We start from the raw sequence: 20,038 nt of genomic DNA, 5'->3' as shown, positions 1-20,038 counted from the left end.
AAGTTCGTGAAAGCATTCACAAGCACCCCAAAAACGACCGCTGACAACCGGCGTGCCTTTGTGCGCGCCTAGCTGAGGAGTAGTTCCAATGGACTGGCGCCACCGCGCGATCTGCCGCGACGAGGACCCCGAGCTGTTCTTCCCCGTTGGGAACAGTGGTCCCGCGCTGCTTCAGATCGCCGAGGCGAAGACCGTCTGCCGTCGCTGCCCCGTCGTCTCCGACTGCCTCGCGTGGGCGCTGGAGAGCGGCCAGGACGCCGGCGTCTGGGGCGGGATGAGCGAAGACGAGCGCCGCGCCCTCAAGCGCCGCAACGCTCGCACGCGTGCCCGCAGCAACGCCTGAGCAGGCTGTTCGCCGCTAGTAGGCATTAGAGAAGAAGCCCGACACCGTGCCAGGTGTCGGGCTTCTTCCTTTGTTTGCACACCCTCCCGCATGACCACGTGAGACCGCTGAGGATGGCCGTCACGTGTGCACGGAGGTCAGTTTAGCGTCGCCCCCTGAGCGGTACGCGCAGGACCGCCTCTGTACCGCCTCGGGGCCTGCGCCGCAAGCTCAAAGAGCCCCTCAGCTCGGAGTCCACGAGGGTCCTCACGATCTGCAGACCGAGGCGGTCGGTGCGCTCCAGCGAGAAGCCCTGCGGCAGCCCCTTGCCGTCGTCGGTGATCGTCACGTCGAGGTACTTCGCGGACCGCTCGGAGTGCACGACGACCTCTCCGCGCTGGCCAGGGGCGTAGGCGTGCTCGAACGCGTTCTGCACGAGCTCGGTCAGCACCATCACCAGCGGGGTGGCGATCTCGGCGGGCACGATCCCGAACCCGCCCTCGCGGCGCACGCTCACCTGGGTCTCGGTGACGGCCACGTCGCTCATCATCGGGATCACCTTGTCGACGACGTCGTCGAGGTCGACCCGTTCGTCGACCGACATCGACAGGGTCTCGTGGACGAGCGCGATGGACGTGACCCGCCGGACCGACTCGGCGAGGGCCTCCTTGGCCTCCGGGTTGGTCAGCCGGCGGCTCTGCAGCCGCAGCAGCGCGGCCACTGTCTGCAGGTTGTTCTTCACCCGGTGGTGGATCTCGCGGATCGTCGCGTCCTTCGACATCAGCGCCCGGTCACGCCGGCGCACCTCCGTCACGTCGCGGCACAGCACGATCGCGCCCGCCGCCTGCCCGCGGGGACGCAGCGGCAGCGCCCGGAACAGCACGGCGGCGCCCCTGCGCGACTCGGCCTCCATGCGCATCGACGTCTGGCCGTCGAGGGCCTGCCGGATGCGCTGGGCCACCTCGGTCGCGTCGAACGGGTCGCCGATGAGGCTGCGGGTGAGCGGGGCGAGGTGCACGCCGACGAGGTCGGACGCGTGCCCCATGCGGTGGTAGGCCGACAGGGCGTTCGGCGAGGCGAACACGACCGCGCCGGACGGGTCGAGCCGGATCAGGCCGTCACCGACGCGCGGGCTGGTGTGCACGTCCGGCGACGGCTCCGGCGCCGGGAACGTGCCGTCCGCGACCATCTGGCACAGGTCGGCGGCGCTGCCGAGGTAGGAGATCTCCAGCGGCGACGGCACGCGCGGCACCGCCAGGTTCGTGCTGCGGCTCAGCACCGCGACGACCTCGTTGCCCAGCCGCACCGGGATGGTCTCCCTGCGCACCGGCACGCCCAGGTGCCAGCGCGGGTCCTCCTCGCGGCAGATCCTCGACTCGTCCCTGGCGCGGCGCAGCTGCGGGTGCTCCTCGGAGTCGACCTCACTGCCCACGACGTCCTCCGGGTGGGCGGTGGGCGCCGTCGTGGGACGGGCCTGGGCCACGCAGAGGAACCGGTTGTCGTCGAGCGGCACCCACATGAGGAAGTCCGCGAACGAGAGGTCGGAGAGGAGCTGCCACTCGGCGACGACCAGTTGCAGGTGGTCGACGGCGGCGCCGGAGAGCTTGGTGTGCTCGGCCAGCAGGTCCGTGAGCGTAGACAGAACTCCTCCATGAGAAACTGGTCGGTGAAGCAGTTCTGATCCTAGGAGACACCCATGTCGAAGCGTGCTCGCAAGCGCCGCGACCGCAAAAAGGGCGGCGCCAACCGAGGCAAGCGCCCCAACGCCTGAGTGCTGCGGAAGGGCCTGGCCACCGACACGGTGACCAGGCCCTTCTGTGTGTCTCGCGAGGTTCTCAGTCCTCCGCGCGGATCTCCACGATCGTCGCCCTGATGCGCGCCTTGAGGTCGGCGGGGGCGTAGTCACCGCCGCACTTGCGGGCGAGCAGGGCCTTGAGGTGCTCCTCCAGCCCGAACTGCTCCAGGCAGGGGTGGCACTCGTCGAGGTGCGTCTGCAGCGCCGCGCGCCGGTCCTTGTCGCACTCCCGGTCCAGGAACAGCCAGACCTCGCTCAGCACCTCTGAGCAGTCGGTGTCGTGGGGTTCGCCGCAGTTCATGACGCGTCTCCGTTGCTGCCTCGCAGGAAACCACGGTCTCGGGCGACGTCCGCGAGCATGTCGCGGAGCTGGCGACGGCCCCGGTGCAACCGGGACATCACCGTGCCGATCGGGGTGCCCATGATGTCAGCGATCTCCTTGTACGCGAAGCCCTCCACGTCGGCGAGGTAGACCGCGATCCGGAACTCCTCCGGCAGCCGCTGCAGGGCTTCCTTCACGTCGCTGTCCGGGAGGTTGTCGAGTGCCTCGACCTCGGCGCTGCGCAGCCCGGACGAGGTGTGGCTCTCCGCCTTGGCCAGCTGCCAGTCCGTGATCTCGTCGGTCGGCTGCTGGAGCGGCTGCCGCTGCTTCTTGCGGTAGCCGTTGATGTAGGTGTTCGTCAGGATCCGGTACAGCCACGCCTTCAGGTTCGTGCCCTCCGAGAAGGACGCGAACGCCGAATAGGCTTTGAGGTACGTCTCCTGGACCAGGTCCTCCGCGTCCGCGGGGTTGCGCGTCATGCGCAAGGCCGCCGAGTAGAGCTGGTCGAGCATGGGCATAGCGTCGCGCTCGAAACGCGCAGCGCGCTCCGCCGTCGTCTCTGTCGTGCCGGTGGCGGGCACCGCGCTCCCTTCCCACTGGTGCTGGGTCGGGACTGACTTTACGCGTGACCGCTCAAGCATGTCGGTTGCCACGTACGTCCCAACAAGGACGTGCTGGTAGTAATTCCGCATGGCCGGACGTGGGACCCCTGCCACAGCGCTGCTGGACAAGCAGCGGGTGGCGCACACCTTGCACTCGTACGAGCACGATCCCCGCCACGAGTCCTACGGGCTCGAGGCGGCCGAGGCGCTCGGCCTGGTGCCGGAGCGCGTGTTCAAGACGCTCGTCGCCGAGGTGGACGGCAAGCTCGCGGTCGGCGTCGTGCCGGTGACGGCGCAGCTCGACCTGAAGGGCCTCGCCGCCGCGCTGAAGGGCAAGAAGGCGAAGATGGCCGCGGTCGCCGACGCCGAGCGCGCCACGGGTTACGTGGCGGGCGGCATTTCTCCGCTCGGCCAGAAAAAGCGCCTCCCGGTCGTCCTGGACGAGTCCGCCGGGAATTTCGACACCATTTTCTGCAGCGCCGGCAGGCGTGGTCTCGAAGTCGAGATCACGCCTGCCGACCTGACCCGCCTCACCGGCGCGGTCGTCGCCCCGATCAGCGCTAGCTGACCGGCCACATGATGTTGGTCATCTGCACCGGCCCGCCGATCGACGACGGCCACGCGGTGGTGACCCGGTCACCGAGACTGCCCTGACCGGGCAGGTCGAACCGGACGAACGCGGGCGTCACCTGCGGGCCGGCCTTCGGCGAGCCCACGTACATGACGGCGCTGAAGATCCCGTGGACGGTCGCCTCGTGGTACTCGCCCTGGCCACCGGTCAGGGCGACGTTCATGTCCTGGCCGGTGGCGTCGAGGAACCGCACGTTGCTCACCGTGCCGCCGATCGTGCAGGTGACGCCCTCGGCGGCGGCGAACCTGATCACGTGCCCCTTGCTCGGGCTCGTCGTCGGGCGCATGTCGTGGGCGCTGATCACCAGGTCGCTGCCGGTGCACCACGGCGCACTGGACGACGTCCCGGCGGCCTGCGCCGTGGCCGTTCCCCCGAGAACGAGAGCGGCGGTGGCGGCGAGTGCGCCGATGTTCGCGGACTTGCGGAGCATGTTCAAGCGTTCTCCCGAATACGTTTCGAACAGCGTTGCCTTACACCTGAGTGACGCAGCCGATTCGAATTCGGTTGTCCGCGGAATGATTTGCCGTACTTCCGGCCGATGTCCGTCTCAATTGGATCGGGCGGTCTCACTCGCCCGTCTGACCGTCGATCGCTTCCCGCAGCAGGTCGGCGTGGCCGTTGTGCCGGGAGTACTCCTCGACCATGTGGGTCAGGATCCAGCGCAGGCTCACCGTGCGGCCGTCCCGCCACGGCGGGCGCTTCGCCTGCTGCCCCAGGTCGCCGTCGGCGAGCGCCTCCTCGACGGCCTTGCGGGCCCTGGCGACCTCGTCCTGCCACAGCGCGACGAGCTGTTCCGGCGTGTCCTGCGCCGCCGAGTGCCAGTCCCAGTCGTTGTCGGCCTTCCAGTCGACGCTCGCCCACGGCTCCAGCGGCTCGCGGGCGTGCAGGACGACGTGGAACCACTGCTGCTCGACGTAGGCGATGTGCTTGACCAGGCCACCGAGGGTCATCGACGACTTCGCGGTGGTCTGGCGGAGCTGGTCGGCGGTGAGACCGGCGATCTTCCACGCGAGGGTGGCCCGGTGGAACTCCAGGAACCCGGTCAGGGTGGCGAGCTCGTCCCCGTCGAGCGGTGGTTCGGGGCGGCCCTGCTCGTCGAAATCAGTCATGGCCGGGATCACACTGCACGGCGCAGAGTGCCACCATTTGGTTTAGACCATTCTGGACAGGGCCCGTCAGTCGAGCGGGCGCAGCACCCGGTCCAGCCACTCACCGACGTACCGGGCGACGTCCGCGACCGACGCCTTCAGCGAGTGGTCGCCCTCCAGCAGCACGACCTCGCGGTGCGGGCCCCTCGGCGGCAGGCCGAACGGGTCGTTCTCGCCCTGCACGACCAGCGTCGCGACCTCGACGCCGTCCAGCTCGGCCATCCGGGACTTCTCCGGCTTGCCCGGCGGGTGCACGGGGAACGCGAGGCACAGCACGGCGACGGCCTGGCCCTCGACCGAGGTCCGGCAGGCCACCCGCGCCCCGGACGACCGGCCCCCGAACACCAGGGGCAGGCCGTCGAACCAGCGTTCGCCCACGTCGTCGACCACCGCCAGCCAGGCGGTGTCGAGGTGCGTCGCGGGGGCCGGGGCACGGCGGCCCGCGACGCGGTAGGGCTGTTCGACCAGCGCCACGTGCACGCCCACCTTGTTGGCGGCGTGGCACGCGGCGACCAGGTCGGGGGCCTCGATGCCGCCACCGGCGCCGTGGCCCAGGATCAGCGCGGCACGCGGTTCGTGGGCACAGTGCAGCGAGGCCCTCGCGGGCCCGTGCGGCGTGTCCACCACCAGCGTGTTCACGACAGCTCGAACAGGGTGGGCGCGGGCTTCTCGTCCTCGGTCAGCGAGACGCGCTCCATCAGCGACGGGCCGTTGTTCTTGACGCTGTTGACCGCCGTCGACACGGGCCGCAGCTCCAGCGCCTCGACGATCGACGGGTCCGGACTGAGCAGCTCGCTCGGGTCGAGCGAGGCCGGGTCCAGCCACGCCGACCAGCGGTCGTGCGGCAGCAGCAACGGCATCCGGTGGTGCACCTCGGTCATCGCGCCGATCGCGTCCGTGGTGAGCACCGCGCACGTGACCGTCGGGACGTCGTCCTTCCACCACACGGACCAGATGCCCGCCATCGCGAGCGACGTGTCGTCCCCGAGCGTGATGAAGTACGGCTGCTTGCGGCCCTCGCCCGGCTGCCACTCGTACCAGCCCGCGGCCGGGATGATGCACCGGCGCTTGGTCGCGGACTGCTTGTACGCGGGCTTGCTCAGCACGCTCTCCGCGCGGGCGTTGATCATCTTCGCCGCGCCGGAGAGGTCCTTGGCCCAGTGCGGGACGAGGCCCCAGCGCATCACGCGGACGCTGCGCTCCAGCTCCTCGTCCTCTGGCTTGCGCTCGACCACCGCCATCACGTGCTTGGTCGGAGCGATGTTGTAGTCGGGGCCGGGCGCCTCGCCGCCGGTCCCGTCCACCGCGTCGAACTCGGCCGCCAGCAGCGCCGGGTCCTTGGTGGAGGCGTACCTACCGCACAAATCCGATCACCTCCGAAGTCGCCATGATCCCACGCCCGGAACACCTGTGCGAGCTGCCCCGATGCCCGTGCGAGAAGATTGCGGGCATGACTCAGCACTGGTCAGCCCCCAGCGCGTCCGGCCCAGTCCACTCGACCGTGCCGGTGCCCGGCTCGAAGTCGATCACCAACCGCGTCCTGGTGCTCGCGGCGCTCGCCGACGGGCCGTCCACCGTGCACGCGCCGCTGCGCAGCCGCGACACGGTGCTGATGGCCGCCGCGCTGTCCTCGCTCGGCGTCGGCGTGGCCGACCGCGAGGACGGCGGCTGGGACATCACCCCCGGCGTGCTGCGCGGTCCCGCCGACGTCGACTGCGGCCTCGCGGGCACGGTCATGCGGTTCCTGCCGCCCGCCGCGGCGCTGGCCGAGGGCGAGATCCGGTTCGACGGCGACCCGCACGCCCGCGTGCGGCCGATGACGACCGTGCTGGACGCGCTGCGCGGGCTGGGCGCCGACGTCGAGGGCGGCTCGCTGCCGTTCACGCTGCGCGGCACGGGGTCGCTGCCGGGCGGCGAGGTGACGATCGACGCGTCGGGCTCGTCGCAGTTCGTCTCCGGGCTGCTGCTGTCCGCCGCCCGGTACGAGAAGGGCGTGACGATCCGGCACGACGGCAAGCCCGTGCCGTCGTTGCCGCACATCGACATGACGGTCCAGACGCTGCGCTCGGTCGGCGTGGAGGTCGACACGGGCGTCGCCGACGTCTGGCGCGTCGAGCCCGGCCCGATCGCGGCGCGGACGTGGCACGTGGAGCCGGACCTGTCGAACGCGACGGTGTTCCTGGCGGCGGCCGCGGTGACCGGCGGCGAGGTGACGATCCCCGGCTGGCCCGCCACGACGACGCAGCCCGGTGACGCGGTGCGCGGCATCCTGGAGCGGATGGGCTGCACGGTCACGCTGACCGGCGAGGGCCTGACGGTGCGGGGCCCGGAGAAGCTGTCCGGGCTCGACATCGACCTGCGCGACGAGAGCGAGCTGACGCCCACGGTCGCCGCGCTGGCCGCGCTGGCGGAGGGCAGGACGGTCATCCGCGGCGTCGCGCACATCCGCGGCCACGAGACCGACCGGATCGCCGCACTGGTGAACGAGGTCAACGGGCTCGGCGGCAAGGCGTCCGAGACCGAGGACGGCCTGGTCATCGAACCCGTGCCGCTGCACGGCGGGACGTGGAAGGCGTACGCCGACCACCGGATGGCGACCGCGGGCGCGATCATCGGCCTGGTCGTGCCCGGTGTGTCGGTCGACGACATCGGTTCGACGACCAAGACGATCCCGGACTTCCCCGGCATGTGGGACGCGATGCTCGCGGGGGCTCGGTGACGTGAGCAAGCGGGACTGGCGCAAGCTCGACGAGTCCGACGTGCGCGTGCGCCCCGGCAAGGGGACGCGGCCGCGCAGCAAGAGACGTCCGGAGCACGCGGACGCCGAGACCGCGATGGTCATCGGCGTGGACCGCGGCCGGTGGACGTGCGCGATGGAGTCCGGCGCCGTCGTCACGGCGATGCGTGCGCGCGAACTGGGCCGCACGCCCGTGGTGGTCGGCGACCAGGTCGGCATCGTCGGTGACACGTCGGGCCAGCCGGACACGCTGGCCCGCATCGTGCGCGTCGAGGAGCGCACGTCGGTCCTGCGCCGCACCGCGGACGACACGGACCCGTTCGAACGCGTCGTCGTCGCGAACGCCTCCCAGCTCGTCATCGTGTGCGCGCTCGCCGATCCCCCGCCCCGCACGGGTTTCATCGACCGGTGCCTGGTCGCCGCGTACGCGGGCGGGCTGGAACCGGTGCTGTGCCTGACGAAGTCGGACCTCGGCTCGGCGGAGAAGCTGCTCGCGCTCTACACCGAGCTCGACGTGCCGGTGGTCGTGACGCGGTTCGACGAGGAGCCGGACGTGCTGCGCGCCCGGCTCGCGGACACCGTGTCGTGCCTGATCGGGCACTCGGGCGTCGGCAAGTCCACGCTGGTCAACAAGCTGGTGCCGGACGCGAACCGCGCGGTGGGCGTGGTGTCCGGCGTCGGCAAGGGCAGGCACACCTCGACGCAGGCGGTGGCGTTGCGCCTGCCCGAGGGCGGCTGGGTGGTCGACACGCCGGGCATCCGCTCGTTCGGCCTCGCGCACATCACGCCGGACGACATCGTGAAGGCGTTCCCGGACTTCGCGGAGGCGGCGGAGGAGTGCCCGCCCGGCTGCGGCCACCTCGGCGCGCCGGAGGACCCCGGCTGCCGGATCGACGAGCTGGTGCCCGACGCGCCGGGCAGGCTCGAGTCGCTGCGCAGGTTGCTCGCGTCACGTGCCGGGCTGGAGGAACACGCGGACAGGACGGACACCGATCGGTGAGACTGCCATCGTGATCAAGCGACTCGTGCCCCTCGCCGCGCTGGTGGCCCTGCTCGCCGGATGCGGCGGCAACTCCCTCACGTCCCCGCCGCCCGCGACCGCGGCCCCCGTGGGCGGTGACCTCGGCTCGATCGACGCCTGCTCGTTGCTGGAGGCCGCCGACCTCCCCGACGAGAAGCTCGTGGAGCCCGGCAAGCCGCTCTCCGAGCCGCGGTCGTGCGAGTGGAAGCTCGAGACCGCGACCGTGCGCGTGGTGGTCCTTCAGAGCGCGTTCGACGACGTCGAACGGTACGAGCGCAGGACTGAAGAATTGACGCTCGAAGGCCGCAGGGCGTGGCGTGGCGTCGAGACGCGCGGCAACACGTCCACGGCCATCTACGTCACCGAGCTGTCCCCGGACTACACGCTGGACGTCCGTGCCGAACGCACGCCGGCGGGGTACAGCATCGACAAGGTCGCCCGTCCGGCGGTCACCGCGGTGTTGAAACGGCTCGACCGGAGGTCTTGATGCGCTGTCGCCCGCTCGTCCCGCTCGCCCTGCTGGGCGCTCTCGCGGCGTGTTCGTCCCCGGAGCCCCCGCCTCCCCCCGCGTACCTCGACACCGACGTGTGCACCCTGTTGCAGGACGGTGACGCAGGCCGTCTCTCCGGCTCCCCCACCGCGGCGGAGCGGGCGTGCGAGTTCAAGTTCGAGTCCGTGACGGTCCGGCTGACGTTGCGGGAGGGGAAGTTCGCGGACGCCTCCGCCCCGCTGCTCGCCGACGGCGGCTACGGCGCGGTGATCGAGGAGCGCCCGATGACGCGTCGCTGCGAGAGCTCCTCGGGCGAGGTGACGTGCGAGGCCGTCGTCGAGGTGAGCGACGGGAAGCTCATCGAGCTGCGGGTCGTCCAGCGCGGCCAGGACCCGAACCACGTCGGGCAGGTCGCGCAGGGCCTCGCCGGCAAGGCCCTGGAACGGCTGCCTGTCACATCCTGAGGCGCCGTCCCGTCCACTGGTCATGAAGGTTTTCGTGATCGGTGCGACGGGTGTCATCGGACGGGAAGCGGTGCCGCGGCTCAGGGCCGCCGGGCACGAGGTCGGGGTGCTGGACAGGCACACCACCTCGATGTTCGACGTGCCGCGGCTGGCGGAGCAGCTGACGGGCCACGACGCGGTGGTCAACCTGGCCACCCGCATCCCGCTCAGCTCCAAGGCCGTGTTCGCGAGCGCGTGGGCGGAGAACAACCGCATCCGCACGGAAGGCAGTGCCGCCGTGGTGGAGGCGGCACGGCTGGCCGGTGTGGGGCGGATCGTGCAGGAGGGCATCTCGTTCGTCTACGCCGACGGCGGTGACCGCGAGCTGGACGAGAGCGCGCCCATCGCGCCCGTCGGCCACATCGCCAGTTCCGTGCAGGCCCAGGAGAACGTGCTCGCCCACCCCGGCGGTGTCTTCCTGCGCATCGGGATGCTGATCGGTGGCGAGGCCCAGTCGCCGCCGGTGCTCGTCGGCGGCGGCTGGATGTCGGTCGTGCACCCCGGTGACGCCGCGGCCGCCGCCGTCGCCGTGCTGGACGCGCCCTCCGGCGTCTACAACGTCGGCTCGCCGGTGCTGAAGCGGGACACGGGCATCACGCGGCTGCCCGCCTTCACGGGCAAGCTCGCGGCGTCCCTCGGGGTGTTCGCGCGGTCGCAACGGGTCGTGAGCACCAAGCTGACCGAGACGACCGGGTGGCGTCCGCGCCGCTAACCCATGTGCGGGTACCTGTGGTCCGTCGGCGGCACCAGGGTCTCCTTGACGGCACGCGGGCTCGTCCACCGTTGCAGGTTGTAGATCGAGCCCGCCTTGTCGTTCGTCCCGGACCCGCGCGACCCGCCGAACGGCTGCTGCCCGACGACCGCGCCGGTCGGCTTGTCGTTGACGTAGAAGTTGCCCGCCGCGAACCGCAACGCGCGATGCGCCTGTTCGACGGCCATCCGGTCGCGCGCGAAGATCGCGCCCGTCAGCGCGTACGGGGTCGAGGTGTCGATGATCTCCATCATCCGCGGGAAGTCCGCGTCCTCGTAGACGTGCACGGCGAGGATCGGCCCGAAGTACTCCGTGGTGAAGATGTCGTGGTGCGGGTCCGTGCCCAGCAGGACGGTCGGGTCGACGAAGTAGCCCACCGAGTCGTCGCACGTGCCGCCGGCCAGCACCTCGACCGACGTGGACGCCGACGCCATCAGCAGGGCTTCCTTCTGCTTCGTGAACGCCCGCCGGTCGATCACGGCCCCGCCGAACACCGACAGGTCCGTGACATCGCCGTACGACAACGACTTCGTGACGTCGAGCAACTGCTCGCGCACACCGCCTTCCCACAGCGACCGCGGCACGTACGCCCGTGACGCCGCGCTGCACTTCTGGCCCTGGTACTCGAAAGCACCCCGGACGAGCCCCGTGACGAGCGCCTTCGGGTCGGCGGAGGCGTGTGCCAGCACGAAGTCCTTGCCACCGGTCTCCCCGACCACCCGCGGGTAGGCGCGGTAGTTGTCCAGGTTGGCGGCCATCGTCCGCCACAACGCCTTGAACGTGCGGGTGGACCCGGTGAAGTGCAGCCCGGCGAAGAACCTGTCCCGCAACGCCACCTCGCTCACCGCCTGCCCGTCGCCGGTGACGAGGTTGACCACGCCCGGCGGCAGACCGGCCTCCTCCAGCAGCCGCATCGTGTAGTGCGCGGCCAGCTGCTGCGTCGGCGACGGCTTCCACACCACCGTGTTGCCCATCAGCGCGGGCGCCAGCGGCAGGTTGCCCGCGATGGCCGTGAAGTTGAACGGCGTGATCGCCACGACGAACCCGTCCAGCGGCCGGTGGTCCATCCTGTTCCACACGCCGGGGCTGCTCACCGGCTGCTCCTCCAGGACCCGGCGCCCGAAGTGGACGTTGAACCGCAGGAAGTCGACCAGCTCGCAGGCTGCGTCGATCTCGGCCTGCTGCACCGACTTCGACTGCCCGAGGATCGTGGCGGCGTTGAGCGTGTCGCGCCACGGCCCGGCGAGCAGGTCGGCCGCCCTGAGGAAGACGGCGGCGCGTTCGTCGAACGGCAGCTCCTGCCAGCCCGGTGCCGCGTGCTGCGCGGCCCGCATGGAATCCGCGACGTCGGAGTTCGTCGCCTGCGCCGTCACGCCGAGCACGTGCCTGTGGTCGTGCGGCTGAACGACGTCGATCCGGTCGCCACCCCCCATCCGCCGCTGACCGCCGATGGTCATCGTCAGCTCGTGGGTCTCGCTCTCCAGCTCCGCGATCCGAGCCTGCAAACTGCTGCGTTCGGGGCTGTCGGGCGCATAAGCGCGCACGGGCTCGTTGCCCGGTTCGGGTGCAGACGTGACTGCGTCCATTCCCCCATCGTGGCACGCGGTAGTAGGGTCCGTCGGGTGGCGCGGGTGACTGGCATCGGCGGGGTTTTCCTGCGTTCAAGAGATCCCGCGCGTTTAGCGGCCTGGTACCGCGACAACCTCGGCGTGCCGATGAGCGAGAAGGGCGCCGTCACCTTCCACTGGCTCGACACCGCCACGACCGACCATCCCGGCACGACGACGATGGCGCTGTTCGCCCAGGACACCGACTACATCGGCGAACCGCACCAGCGCACCATGCTGAACCTGCGCGTCGACGACCTGGTGACCCTGATGGCGAAGCTGCGGGCGCGCGGGGTCGAGGTGCTGCCCGAGACGGAGGACTCCGAGTTCGGGCGGTTCGGGTGGTGCGTGGACCCGGAGGGGAACCGGATCGAGCTGTGGGAGCCGGCCGAGGGCATGTGAGCCCCCGGCCTCGCCGCGGCGGCTACATGAGCTCCAGCACGAAAGGCAGCTCCTGGAGCGCGTACCAGGCCAGCTCGTGGTCCTCGGCGCTGCCGAGCGCGAACTCCGCGTCCGGGTCCCCGAGGTCCGCGGCGTCCACCACGTCGGCCGCGGCCCGCACGTCCGCCTCGGCCTCGGCCGTGTCCATGTGCACCGCCGCGACCATCTTCGCCGTCACGGCGCCGGACACCTTCACGACCGAGAAGTCGAGGTCCGGCCGCAGCGTCACGTCGTCGACGTCCACCGCGAGGACCGCGCGGCGCGGTTCGGCCTTCTCGTCGGCCGCCAGCAGGCGCAGCGAGGCGCGGGCCGCGTCCAGCATCGCGGCGTACTCCAGCTCCTCGGTGTCACCGGCCGCGTAGGACTCGCGCAGGGCCGGTGTCAGTGCGAACGCCGTACCGCCGAGCGGGGCCAGTTCGCCGCTGTCGACGAACGTGCGCAGCATCGGCACCGTGACCGGGATGTAGACCCTCATGCGCTCGCCGTCCCCATCAGTTCCTCCACCGACTCCTCGACCATTGTCGCGAGAACGTCCACATCGGACATGGCGTCGCGGTCGCCGTTCAGCCCGAAGTACACACCGCCGTCGTACGACGTCACCCCGATGGCCAGCGCCTGGCCCCTGGCGAGCGGGACGACCGGGAAGATCTCGGTCATTCTCGCGCCCGCCGCGTACAACGGCACCTGCGGGCCGGGGACGTTCGTGACGATCACGTTGAACAGTCTGCGCGAGAACGACGACGCGGCACGGGCGCCCAGGGCGTGCAGCGTCGGGGGCGCGAAACCGCCGACCTTCACCAACGCGTCGGCGGCGACGGACTGGCCGGACTCCTTGTGCGCGCGCATCGCGTGCGAGACGTGGTGCAGGCGCACGACCGGGTTCGGTTCGCCGACGGGCAGGTCGACCAGGTAGGCGCTGACGTTGTTGCCCGAGTCCGGATCGGCTTCGCGCACCGAGAGAGGCGCCATCGCACGGATCGTGGTGCTGCCCGTGACGTTCTCGCCACGGCTGAGCAGCCAGTTGCGCAACGCACCGGACAACGCCGCGAGCACCACGTCGTTGACCGTGCCGCCATGCGCCTTGCGGATCGCACGCAGGTCGTCGAGCTGGGCGCGCGCGACGGAGAAGCGGCGCTGCGGTGACGAGATGCGGACGTTCAGCGGAGAGCCGGGCGCCGGAGTGGCGGCGGTGCGGACAGCGGACGCGAGCACACCGAACGCGTGGAAGACCTTCTCGACCGTGTTGACCGTGTCGAGGGCGGCGCTGCGGACGTTCTCGGCGAGTTCGCCCGGCCGCTGCACGATGTCGGTGACCGCATCCGCCACCAGCTGCAACGAGCTGGGTTCCGGCTGCGGCATCCACAGGTTCTCGACGTTCGTCCGCGGCGACGGCGACACGTCCAGCATGACCTGGCCGATCTCCAGCGACGCGATGCCGTCGACCATGGCCTGGTGGGTCTTCGTGATGACCGCCGTCTGGTTCTTCGCGAGCCCCTCGACCAGGTAGATCTCCCACAACGGCCGCGAGTGGTCGAGCGGGCGCGACATCAGCCGCGCCACCAGGTCGTGCAGCTGCGCGTCGGTGCCCGGCTTGGGCAGCGCCGACCGCCGCACGTGGTAGGTGACGTCGAAGTCCGGGTCGTCGACCCAGACCGGGCGCGCGATGCGTCCGGGGACGTGCACGACCTTCTGCCGGTAGCGCGGCACGAGGCTCAGCCGCTGCTCGATGAGGTCGACGAGCTTGTCGTAGTCGAAACCCGCCTTGGGACGGCGGAACACGGCGACGCCGCCGACGTGCATCGGCGTCGTGGAACCCTCCATGTACAGGAACGAGGCGTCCAGCGCTGACAGTCGGTCGGGCATACCACCCAGCCTAGTGCGATTCGCGGTCCATCAACTTCTCCAGAGCCGCGCGTTCGGCCGGGTCGCGGTCGTGACGCTGCAACCGGATGCGCGCGGCCTCCGGGATCGCGTCGACCGCCTTCGGGTCGACGTTGGCCATGAACGACCGGAGGAACCGCCACCGGGTGAGCTTGCGGACCGGCGCGAGGCGGGCGACGGCGAGCGACACCCAGCTCAGCGCGACGTCGAGCCTGCGGTCGCCCTTCGTGGCGGACGCCCAGTCGAGCACCACGGGGCCCTCCGGGCCGAGCACGACGTTGCCGGGATGCAGGTCGAGGTGCAGCAGGTGGCCCTCGCCGCTCAGGAAGTCCGGCGCCGGGACCACGTCGAGGCGGTGGTGCAGATCGGCCAGCTCGCGGCCGAGGCAGCCGGCGAGCCACGGCTTGCGGCCGATCTCCTCCGACATCCGCGGGCCGGGCACGTACTGCATGACGAGCTCGTCCGCCGTCACCTCGTGCACCCGCGGGACGGGGATGCCGCACCCGCTGAGGTACGTCATCATCCGCGCCTCGCTCCGCATGTCACGACCTGTGCGCGTGCGTTTGACGAGCAGCCCGTCGGACCGGATGAACACGTCCGAGTCCTGACCGCTCGCGAGGTGCTGGCGTTGCGCGACGCTGCGCATACCTGCCGTCATGTGACGATCATCATCAATATGATCCGAAACACAAGGGCCGAACGGGTCTAGTCGGGCTCTTCACCCCTTCGAGCCCGGTGTGCGGGGCTCTGTCACCCTCTTGCTGTGGAAATCTCGCCCAAGGACCGCTTCGTCACCGTCTACGGCCGCAAGCCAGTGCTGGAGGCGCTGGACGACCCCGCGCTGTCGGTGGACAAGGTCGTTCTCGCCGACACCGCCAGGGGCCCCGCGGCGCGGGAGATCCTCGACGCGGCCCGGTCGCGGGGCGTGCAGGTGCAGCGGGCCACCGCCCAGCGCGTGAAGGTGCTCGCGGGCAACGGCAAGCAGGACCAGGGCGTGCTCGCCGACGTGGTGGCGCCCAGGATGAAGCCGCTGGCCCTGGCGCTGGAGGAGGGCTCGCCGCGGTCGGTGCTGGTGCTCGACGGCATCACGACGCCCGCGAACGTCGGCATGATCCTGCGGACGGCGACGGCCGCGGGCATCGACGGCATCGTGGTGCCGCGCCGTGGCGTCGCGTCGATCGACCCGCTCGTGGTCAAGGCGTCCGCCGGGGTGGCGTTCCGCGCGCCCGTGCTGCGGTGCGGGACGGCGGCGGAAGCGGCGGCGTTGCTGCGCGCCTCCGGCTATCCGCTCTTCGCGTTGGATTCGCACGCCTCCGACACGATTTATTCCGCCTCGTTCGGCAAACGCGCCGCTTTCGTGCTCGGCAGCGAGACCGCGGGAATCACCGACGACGTGCGTCCGCACATCACGTCGTGGCTTTCGATCCCGATGGCGGCCGGGGTGGAGTCGCTCAACGTGGCGTCGGCCGCGGCGGTGCTCTGCTTCGAGCTCGTCCGGCGCGCTCAGGCCCAGCTGACGTAGTGACCGTCGATGCGGGGCTGCCCGGTCGATGACGTGCACCTGGCGACGAACGTCTGCGACAGGACCCGGCCCAGGGTGCCTGGCTGCTGCCAGGTCCTCGTCCCGTCCGAGCAGTGCGCGACAGCCCGGAAGTACGGCGACTGGCCCGCGCTGCAGAAGACCTCGACGGTGCGTCCGTCGCCGTGGTAGCTCGCCCCGCACCGGTTCTCCGCCCGTGCGGGCGCGGCGGCCGCCACGACCGCGATGACGGCTGCGAGACAAGCACCGATTCCTCGCATCTTCACTCCCGCGCGTTCGGCCAACGAGTGAATCGAACGTAGCGACGAGAAGAATGCCGGGCAATTACGCTGCCGTGTGACACGTCAGTGGCGGAGCGCGATCTCCAGCAGAATCTCCAGCTCTTCGAGAGTGGATCGAACGGTCCGGTGGTGGACTCCGACCATCCCGGCCTCGACCGCGCCGCGGATGTTCACGGCGAGGTCGTCGACGAAGACGCACTCGCCCGGCTCCAGGTCCAGCTTCGCCGCCACCAGCCGGTAGATCGCGACGTCCGGCTTCGCGAGCCCGACCTCGCCGGACATCACGGCGGCGTCGAAGAGGCCCGCGAACGCGGCCGGCGGGTTCCACCACCCGTCGGCGTTGGACAGCAGCGCGGTCTTGAAGCCCTTCCGCTTCACCTCGCGCAGCGCGGTGAGCAGCGGCGGTTCCGGCGGGTTGTCCTCGCCGGGATCGGTCAGCACGCCGCCGTAGTCGAGCACCAGGGCCTTGAGCACGGGAGGAAGGTACCCACTTTCGGGTGCTCCTCGTCCTGATCCCGGCCCCGGCGCGCCTGGTTGAACATGCCGCCTGTCGTTCGCCGCCTCACCGCCTACGAGCCCCCAGCCGGGGGCGGGCTCATCCCACGTCCGCGCCCGCGGCCGGTGTGGGTGCCGGAGCCGGAGCCGCCGTCACCCGCTCTGGACGCTGAACGGCTGCTCGCGGTGATCCTGGAGATCCTGGACGGGCGCCGCACCGCGCGGCTGCTGCGCCAGGTCGCCGTCCCCGGCCTCGCCGGACGGCTGGCTTCACTGGTCCGGCCGCGCAGCACGCGGATGGTGCGGCCACCCCGGGTCTGCCACCCGTCCCCGCTGGTCGCGGAACTTTCGGTGACCGTGCGGCGGGAAGCGCGAGCGTTGGCCGTGGCGGCACGGGCGGAACACCGGGGCGGGCGGTGGTGGTTCACCGCGTTCGAGGTACTGGGGTGAACCCGGAAAGCCGCATGGGCCGCGTTCCCGGAGGAACGCGGCCCACGTGATGCCTTGGTCAGCGACCGCGGCGCTGGTTCTTCGCCGCCTGACGGGCCGCCTCACGACGCTCCCTGCGGGTGCCGCCCTGCTGCTGGCCGCCGCCACCGCCGGACTCGCCGTGCTGCTCCACGCCGCCGTCCTCGGCCGGGCCGCTGTAGCTCAGCGACTGCTGGCCGGGGCCACCGAGGCCCTTGCCGCGCAGGGCGGGCGGGATGGCGTTGCCGCTCGACAGCTGCGCCATGGCCGGACCCGACGGGGCCTGGGCCTGCTGCTGCGCCTGCTGCTGGGCCGCTGCCGCCGCACGGGCCCTGGCACGGGCGCCGCCCTGCTGGCCGTTGCCCACCTGCGGCAGGGCCTGCGGGGACGCGCCCACGGTCACCGGCACCTCCGGCTGGGCGGGGGGCTCCGGCTCGGCCGCCTCGACCTGCAGGTTGAACAGGAAGCCGACGATCTCCTCCTTCAACGCGTCGAGCATCGCGTTGAACATGTCGAAGCCCTCGCGCTGGTACTCGATGAGGGGGTCGCGCTGCGCCATGGCGCGCAGGCCGATGCCCTCCTTCAAGTAGTCCATCTCGTAGAGGTGCTCGCGCCACTTGCGGTCGAGGACCGACAGCAGCACGCGGCGCTCCAGCTCGCGGGTCGCGCCCTCGCCCACCCGGCCGTCGATGTCGGCCTCGCGCTCGCGGTACGCCTTCAGGGCGTCCTCGACGAGCAGCTCCCGCAGGTACTCGCGGGTGACGTCCTCGTCGGACTCGAGGATCTCCTTCGCGTCCAGCGAGATCGGGTAGAGGGTCTTGAGGGCCGTCCAGAGCTTGTCGAAGTCCCAGTCCTCGGCGTAGCCCTCGGCCGTGGCGCCGTTGACGTACTCCTCGACGACGCTGACGATCATGTGCTCGACCTGGTCCTTCAGGTCTTCGCCTTCGAGCACCCGGCGGCGCTCGGCGTAGATCACCGTGCGCTGGCGGTTCATGACCTCGTCGTACTTGAGGACGTTCTTGCGGATCTCGAAGTTCTGCTGCTCGACCTGGGTCTGCGCGCTGCGGATCGCACGGGTGACCATCTTGTGCTCGATCGGCACGTCGTCCGGCACGTTCAGGCGCGTCATGACCATCTCGACCATGGACGCGTTGAACCGGCGCATCAGCTCGTCCTGCAACGACAGGTAGAAGCGCGACTCACCGGGGTCGCCCTGACGGCCGGTGCGGCCGCGGAGCTGGTTGTCGATGCGGCGCGACTCGTGGCGCTCGGTGCCGAGGACGTAGAGACCACCGGCCTCGCGGACCTCGTCGGCCTCCGCCTTGCCCTGGATCGTGAGCTCCTCGATGAGCTTCGCCCACGCCGCCTCGTACTCCTCCGGCGTCGTCACCGGGTCGAGGCCGCGCTCGCGCAGCTCGTGGTCGGCGATGATGTCCGGGTTGCCGCCCAGCACGATGTCGGTACCGCGACCGGCCATGTTCGTGGCGACCGTGACGGCGCCCTTGCGGCCCGCCTTCGCGATGATCAGCGCCTCGCGGTCGTGGTGCTTCGCGTTCAGCACCTCGTGCGGGATGCCCCGGCGCAGCAGCAGCTTCGACAGGTACTCGGAGCGCTCGACGCTGGTGGTGCCGATCAGGACCGGCTGGCCCTTCTCGTGCTTCTCGGCGATGTCGTCGGCGACCGCGTTGAACTTCGCCTCCTCGGTCTTGTAGACGAGGTCGGGCATGTCCTTGCGCTGCGGCGTGCGGTTCGTCGGGATCGGGACGACGCCGAGCTTGTAGGTCTGGTGGAACTCGGCCGCCTCGGTCTCGGCGGTACCGGTCATGCCGCCGAGCTTCTCGTAGAGGCGGAAGTAGTTCTGCAGCGTGATCGTGGCGAGAGTCTGGTTCTCCGCCTTGATCTCGACGCCTTCCTTGGCCTCGATGGCCTGGTGCATGCCCTCGTTGTAGCGGCGGCCCGCGAGCACGCGGCCCGTGAACTCGTCGACGATCATGACTTCACCGTTGCGGACGATGTAGTCCTTGTCGCGGTGGTAGAGCTCCTTCGCCTTGAGGGCGTTGTTCAGGTAGCCCACCAGCGGGGTGTTCGCCGCCTCGTACAGGTTGTCGATGCCGAGCTGGTCCTCGATGAACTCCACACCGAGCTCGGTGACCGCGATCGTGCGCTTCTTCTCGTCGTACTGGTAGTGGAACGACTTCGACTTCTCCTCGACGACCTCGAGGCGCTCCTTCTGCGAGAGCGTGGTGACGTCGATGCCGCGCATCCGCGGGGCCAGCCGTGCGAACTCCGTGTACCAGCGCGCCGACTGCTCGGCGGGACCGGAGATGATCAGCGGCGTGCGGGCCTCGTCGATGAGGATCGAGTCGACCTCGTCGACGATCGCGTAGTAGTGGCCGCGCTGCACGCACTCGTCCAGGCTCCACGCCATGTTGTCGCGCAGGTAGTCGAAGCCGAACTCGTTGTTCGTGCCGTAGGTGATGTCCGAGTTGTACGAGACGCGACGCTGCTCGGGCGTCATCTCGGAGAGGATCGCGCCGACGGAGAGGCCGAGGAAGCGGTGGACGCGGCCCATCCAGTCCGAGTCGCGCTTGGCCAGGTAGTCGTTGGTGGTGATGACGTGGACGCCCTTGCCGGCGAGCGCGTTCAGGTAGACGGGCATGACCGAGGTCAGCGTCTTGCCCTCACCGGTGCGCATCTCGGAGATCTGGCCGAGGTGCAGCGCCGCGCCACCCATCATCTGGACGTCGTACGGGCGCTGACCCAGGGTCCGCTTCGCGGCCTCGCGGGCGACGGCGAACGCCTCCGGCAGCAGTTCGTCGAGCGACTCGCCGCCGGCGTGCCGCTTCTTGAACTCGTCGGTCTTCGCGCGCAGCTCGGCGTCGGAGAGGTCGACGACGTCATCTTCGAGCTCGTTGATGGCGTTCGCGATGTTGCGGAGGCGCTTGAGCATCTTGCCCTCGCCGGAGCGGAGCAGTCGGGACAGCACCATCTGGATAGACCTCA

At 70.5% G+C, this 20,038-nt stretch carries 25 protein-coding genes; 11 read left to right on the top strand and 14 right to left on the bottom strand.

Annotated elements, in window-relative coordinates; genetic code table 11:
- The first annotated feature begins 88 nt into the window (after nucleotides 1–88).
- On the top strand, nucleotides 89–343 hold the full coding sequence (locus BLT23_RS10850; protein WP_015104912.1) for a WhiB family transcriptional regulator: 255 nt from the start codon (nucleotides 89–91) through the stop codon (nucleotides 341–343).
- 142 nt (nucleotides 344–485) lie between these two features.
- Here BLT23_RS10850 and BLT23_RS10845 read toward each other — a convergent pair whose 3' ends face one another.
- Nucleotides 486–1,964 carry a PAS domain-containing sensor histidine kinase gene (locus BLT23_RS10845; RefSeq protein WP_090048573.1) on the bottom strand — a complete coding sequence of 493 codons (1,479 nt, stop codon included), beginning with the start codon at nucleotides 1,962–1,964 and terminating at the stop codon, nucleotides 486–488.
- A 54-nt stretch (nucleotides 1,965–2,018) separates the two neighbouring features.
- Here BLT23_RS10845 and BLT23_RS42250 point away from each other — a divergent pair, with 54 nt between their 5' ends.
- The gene (locus BLT23_RS42250) at nucleotides 2,019–2,093 is read left to right on the top strand and encodes a 50S ribosomal protein bL37 (protein ID WP_369809028.1); all 75 of its coding nucleotides are present in this window, start codon (nucleotides 2,019–2,021) and stop codon (nucleotides 2,091–2,093) included.
- 64 nt (nucleotides 2,094–2,157) lie between these two features.
- On the opposite strand, the gene rsrA is transcribed toward BLT23_RS42250, so the two are convergent.
- A complete protein-coding gene (rsrA, locus tag BLT23_RS10840) occupies nucleotides 2,158–2,418 on the bottom strand; it encodes a mycothiol system anti-sigma-R factor (RefSeq protein WP_090048162.1) in 261 nt (86 codons plus the stop codon).
- Complete coding sequence (locus BLT23_RS10835; protein ID WP_245743887.1) at nucleotides 2,415–3,080, bottom strand: sigma-70 family RNA polymerase sigma factor; 666 nt, start codon at nucleotides 3,078–3,080, stop codon at nucleotides 2,415–2,417. Before BLT23_RS10835 ends, rsrA begins: the two co-directional genes overlap by 4 nt.
- A 49-nt stretch (nucleotides 3,081–3,129) precedes the next feature.
- Here BLT23_RS10835 and ybaK point away from each other — a divergent pair, with 49 nt between their 5' ends.
- Nucleotides 3,130–3,609, top strand: coding sequence for a Cys-tRNA(Pro) deacylase (ybaK, locus tag BLT23_RS10830; protein WP_090048160.1), 480 nt, complete (start codon nucleotides 3,130–3,132; stop codon nucleotides 3,607–3,609).
- On the opposite strand, the gene BLT23_RS10825 is transcribed toward ybaK, so the two are convergent.
- From BLT23_RS10825 to BLT23_RS10810, 4 genes are all read right to left on the bottom strand, one after another.
- Nucleotides 3,602–4,102 (bottom strand): hypothetical protein, encoded by a 501-nt coding sequence (locus BLT23_RS10825; RefSeq protein WP_143035891.1) that lies wholly within the window; start codon nucleotides 4,100–4,102, stop codon nucleotides 3,602–3,604. The genes ybaK and BLT23_RS10825 overlap by 8 nt on opposite strands.
- 136 nt (nucleotides 4,103–4,238) lie before the next feature.
- Complete coding sequence (locus BLT23_RS10820) at nucleotides 4,239–4,781, bottom strand: DinB family protein (protein WP_090048158.1); 543 nt, start codon at nucleotides 4,779–4,781, stop codon at nucleotides 4,239–4,241.
- 66 nt (nucleotides 4,782–4,847) lie between these two features.
- A complete protein-coding gene (locus tag BLT23_RS10815) occupies nucleotides 4,848–5,459 on the bottom strand; it encodes an alpha/beta hydrolase family protein (RefSeq protein ID WP_090048157.1) in 612 nt (203 codons plus the stop codon).
- Nucleotides 5,456–6,184, bottom strand: coding sequence for an SOS response-associated peptidase (locus BLT23_RS10810; protein WP_090048156.1), 729 nt, complete (start codon nucleotides 6,182–6,184; stop codon nucleotides 5,456–5,458). Before BLT23_RS10810 ends, BLT23_RS10815 begins: the two co-directional genes overlap by 4 nt.
- Before the next feature lie 86 nt (nucleotides 6,185–6,270).
- On the opposite strand from BLT23_RS10810, the gene aroA reads away from it, so the two are divergent.
- The 5 genes from aroA to BLT23_RS10785 are packed head-to-tail and all read left to right on the top strand — an operon-like array spanning nucleotide 6,271 to nucleotide 10,283.
- Entirely contained in the window at nucleotides 6,271–7,539 is a 1,269-nt protein-coding gene (gene aroA, locus BLT23_RS10805) for a 3-phosphoshikimate 1-carboxyvinyltransferase (RefSeq protein WP_090048155.1), read from the top strand.
- A gap of 1 nt (nucleotide 7,540) precedes the next feature.
- Nucleotides 7,541–8,557 (top strand): ribosome small subunit-dependent GTPase A, encoded by a 1,017-nt coding sequence (rsgA, locus tag BLT23_RS10800; RefSeq protein ID WP_090048154.1) that lies wholly within the window; start codon nucleotides 7,541–7,543, stop codon nucleotides 8,555–8,557.
- Nucleotides 8,558–8,567: 10 nt separating this feature from the next.
- Nucleotides 8,568–9,065 carry a hypothetical protein gene (locus BLT23_RS10795; protein ID WP_090048153.1) on the top strand — a complete coding sequence of 166 codons (498 nt, stop codon included), beginning with the start codon at nucleotides 8,568–8,570 and terminating at the stop codon, nucleotides 9,063–9,065.
- Nucleotides 9,065–9,532 carry a hypothetical protein gene (locus BLT23_RS10790; protein ID WP_090048152.1) on the top strand — a complete coding sequence of 156 codons (468 nt, stop codon included), beginning with the start codon at nucleotides 9,065–9,067 and terminating at the stop codon, nucleotides 9,530–9,532. The genes BLT23_RS10795 and BLT23_RS10790 overlap by 1 nt, the downstream gene beginning before the upstream one ends.
- Before the next feature lie 22 nt (nucleotides 9,533–9,554).
- Nucleotides 9,555–10,283, top strand: a complete 729-nt coding sequence (locus tag BLT23_RS10785; RefSeq protein WP_090048151.1) for an NAD-dependent epimerase/dehydratase family protein — start codon at nucleotides 9,555–9,557, stop codon at nucleotides 10,281–10,283.
- On the opposite strand, the gene pruA is transcribed toward BLT23_RS10785, so the two are convergent.
- Nucleotides 10,280–11,908 (bottom strand): L-glutamate gamma-semialdehyde dehydrogenase, encoded by a 1,629-nt coding sequence (gene pruA / locus BLT23_RS10780; RefSeq protein WP_090048150.1) that lies wholly within the window; start codon nucleotides 11,906–11,908, stop codon nucleotides 10,280–10,282. The two genes, BLT23_RS10785 and pruA, sit on opposite strands and share 4 nt — an antisense overlap.
- Before the next feature lie 36 nt (nucleotides 11,909–11,944).
- On the opposite strand from pruA, the gene BLT23_RS10775 reads away from it, so the two are divergent.
- Nucleotides 11,945–12,331 (top strand): VOC family protein, encoded by a 387-nt coding sequence (locus tag BLT23_RS10775; RefSeq protein ID WP_176946685.1) that lies wholly within the window; start codon nucleotides 11,945–11,947, stop codon nucleotides 12,329–12,331.
- A gap of 22 nt (nucleotides 12,332–12,353) precedes the next feature.
- Here BLT23_RS10775 and BLT23_RS10770 read toward each other — a convergent pair whose 3' ends face one another.
- The 3 genes from BLT23_RS10770 to BLT23_RS10760 are packed head-to-tail and all read right to left on the bottom strand — an operon-like array spanning nucleotide 12,354 to nucleotide 14,909.
- Nucleotides 12,354–12,845 carry a DUF6912 family protein gene (locus tag BLT23_RS10770; protein WP_090048149.1) on the bottom strand — a complete coding sequence of 164 codons (492 nt, stop codon included), beginning with the start codon at nucleotides 12,843–12,845 and terminating at the stop codon, nucleotides 12,354–12,356.
- Entirely contained in the window at nucleotides 12,842–14,233 is a 1,392-nt protein-coding gene (locus BLT23_RS10765; protein ID WP_090048148.1) for a WS/DGAT/MGAT family O-acyltransferase, read from the bottom strand. The genes BLT23_RS10770 and BLT23_RS10765 overlap by 4 nt, the downstream gene beginning before the upstream one ends.
- A gap of 10 nt (nucleotides 14,234–14,243) precedes the next feature.
- Complete coding sequence (locus BLT23_RS10760; RefSeq protein ID WP_090048147.1) at nucleotides 14,244–14,909, bottom strand: phosphotransferase; 666 nt, start codon at nucleotides 14,907–14,909, stop codon at nucleotides 14,244–14,246.
- Nucleotides 14,910–15,014: 105 nt separating this feature from the next.
- Here BLT23_RS10760 and BLT23_RS10755 point away from each other — a divergent pair, with 105 nt between their 5' ends.
- Nucleotides 15,015–15,773: a TrmH family RNA methyltransferase gene (locus BLT23_RS10755; RefSeq protein WP_090048146.1), complete on the top strand. Its 759-nt coding sequence runs from the start codon at nucleotides 15,015–15,017 to the stop codon at nucleotides 15,771–15,773.
- Here the strand turns inward: BLT23_RS10755 and BLT23_RS10750 are convergent.
- A complete protein-coding gene (locus tag BLT23_RS10750) occupies nucleotides 15,755–16,051 on the bottom strand; it encodes a hypothetical protein (RefSeq protein WP_143035890.1) in 297 nt (98 codons plus the stop codon). The two genes, BLT23_RS10755 and BLT23_RS10750, sit on opposite strands and share 19 nt — an antisense overlap.
- An 84-nt stretch (nucleotides 16,052–16,135) precedes the next feature.
- Nucleotides 16,136–16,546 carry an HAD-IA family hydrolase gene (locus tag BLT23_RS10745; RefSeq protein ID WP_090048144.1) on the bottom strand — a complete coding sequence of 137 codons (411 nt, stop codon included), beginning with the start codon at nucleotides 16,544–16,546 and terminating at the stop codon, nucleotides 16,136–16,138.
- A 66-nt stretch (nucleotides 16,547–16,612) separates the two neighbouring features.
- On the opposite strand from BLT23_RS10745, the gene BLT23_RS10740 reads away from it, so the two are divergent.
- Nucleotides 16,613–17,017: an Rv3235 family protein gene (locus tag BLT23_RS10740; RefSeq protein WP_143035889.1), complete on the top strand. Its 405-nt coding sequence runs from the start codon at nucleotides 16,613–16,615 to the stop codon at nucleotides 17,015–17,017.
- Between the two features lie 58 nt (nucleotides 17,018–17,075).
- On the opposite strand, the gene secA is transcribed toward BLT23_RS10740, so the two are convergent.
- A complete protein-coding gene (secA, locus tag BLT23_RS10735; protein ID WP_090048142.1) occupies nucleotides 17,076–20,024 on the bottom strand; it encodes a preprotein translocase subunit SecA in 2,949 nt (982 codons plus the stop codon).
- Nucleotides 20,025–20,038 lie beyond the last annotated feature (14 nt).

This window comes from Lentzea fradiae (genome assembly GCF_900100955.1).
In the GTDB taxonomy this organism is placed as follows: Bacteria; Actinomycetota; Actinomycetes; order Mycobacteriales; family Pseudonocardiaceae; genus Lentzea; species Lentzea fradiae.
This window is presented reverse-complemented; position numbering and strand designations above follow the sequence as displayed.

Excerpts from the sequence above, each read along its gene's own strand:
- ybaK (WP_090048160.1), top strand. The coding sequence starts at position 3,130 with ATGGCCGGACGTGGGACCCCTGCCACAGCGCTGCTGGACAAGCAGCGG.
- aroA (WP_090048155.1), top strand. The coding sequence starts at position 6,271 with ATGACTCAGCACTGGTCAGCCCCCAGCGCGTCCGGCCCAGTCCACTCG.
- BLT23_RS10790 (WP_090048152.1), top strand. The coding sequence starts at position 9,065 with ATGCGCTGTCGCCCGCTCGTCCCGCTCGCCCTGCTGGGCGCTCTCGCG.
- BLT23_RS10825 (WP_143035891.1), bottom strand. The coding sequence starts at position 4,102 with ATGCTCCGCAAGTCCGCGAACATCGGCGCACTCGCCGCCACCGCCGCT.
- pruA (WP_090048150.1), bottom strand. The coding sequence starts at position 11,908 with ATGGACGCAGTCACGTCTGCACCCGAACCGGGCAACGAGCCCGTGCGC.
- BLT23_RS10740 (WP_143035889.1), top strand. The coding sequence starts at position 16,613 with ATGCCGCCTGTCGTTCGCCGCCTCACCGCCTACGAGCCCCCAGCCGGG.
- BLT23_RS10835 (WP_245743887.1), bottom strand. The coding sequence starts at position 3,080 with ATGCTTGAGCGGTCACGCGTAAAGTCAGTCCCGACCCAGCACCAGTGG.
- BLT23_RS10820 (WP_090048158.1), bottom strand. The coding sequence starts at position 4,781 with ATGACTGATTTCGACGAGCAGGGCCGCCCCGAACCACCGCTCGACGGG.
- secA (WP_090048142.1), bottom strand. The coding sequence starts at position 20,024 with ATGGTGCTGTCCCGACTGCTCCGCTCCGGCGAGGGCAAGATGCTCAAG.
- rsrA (WP_090048162.1), bottom strand. The coding sequence starts at position 2,418 with ATGAACTGCGGCGAACCCCACGACACCGACTGCTCAGAGGTGCTGAGC.
- BLT23_RS10750 (WP_143035890.1), bottom strand. The coding sequence starts at position 16,051 with ATGCGAGGAATCGGTGCTTGTCTCGCAGCCGTCATCGCGGTCGTGGCG.
- BLT23_RS10765 (WP_090048148.1), bottom strand. The coding sequence starts at position 14,233 with ATGCCCGACCGACTGTCAGCGCTGGACGCCTCGTTCCTGTACATGGAG.
- BLT23_RS10785 (WP_090048151.1), top strand. The coding sequence starts at position 9,555 with ATGAAGGTTTTCGTGATCGGTGCGACGGGTGTCATCGGACGGGAAGCG.
- BLT23_RS10770 (WP_090048149.1), bottom strand. The coding sequence starts at position 12,845 with ATGAGGGTCTACATCCCGGTCACGGTGCCGATGCTGCGCACGTTCGTC.
- BLT23_RS10760 (WP_090048147.1), bottom strand. The coding sequence starts at position 14,909 with ATGACGGCAGGTATGCGCAGCGTCGCGCAACGCCAGCACCTCGCGAGC.
- BLT23_RS10850 (WP_015104912.1), top strand. The coding sequence starts at position 89 with ATGGACTGGCGCCACCGCGCGATCTGCCGCGACGAGGACCCCGAGCTG.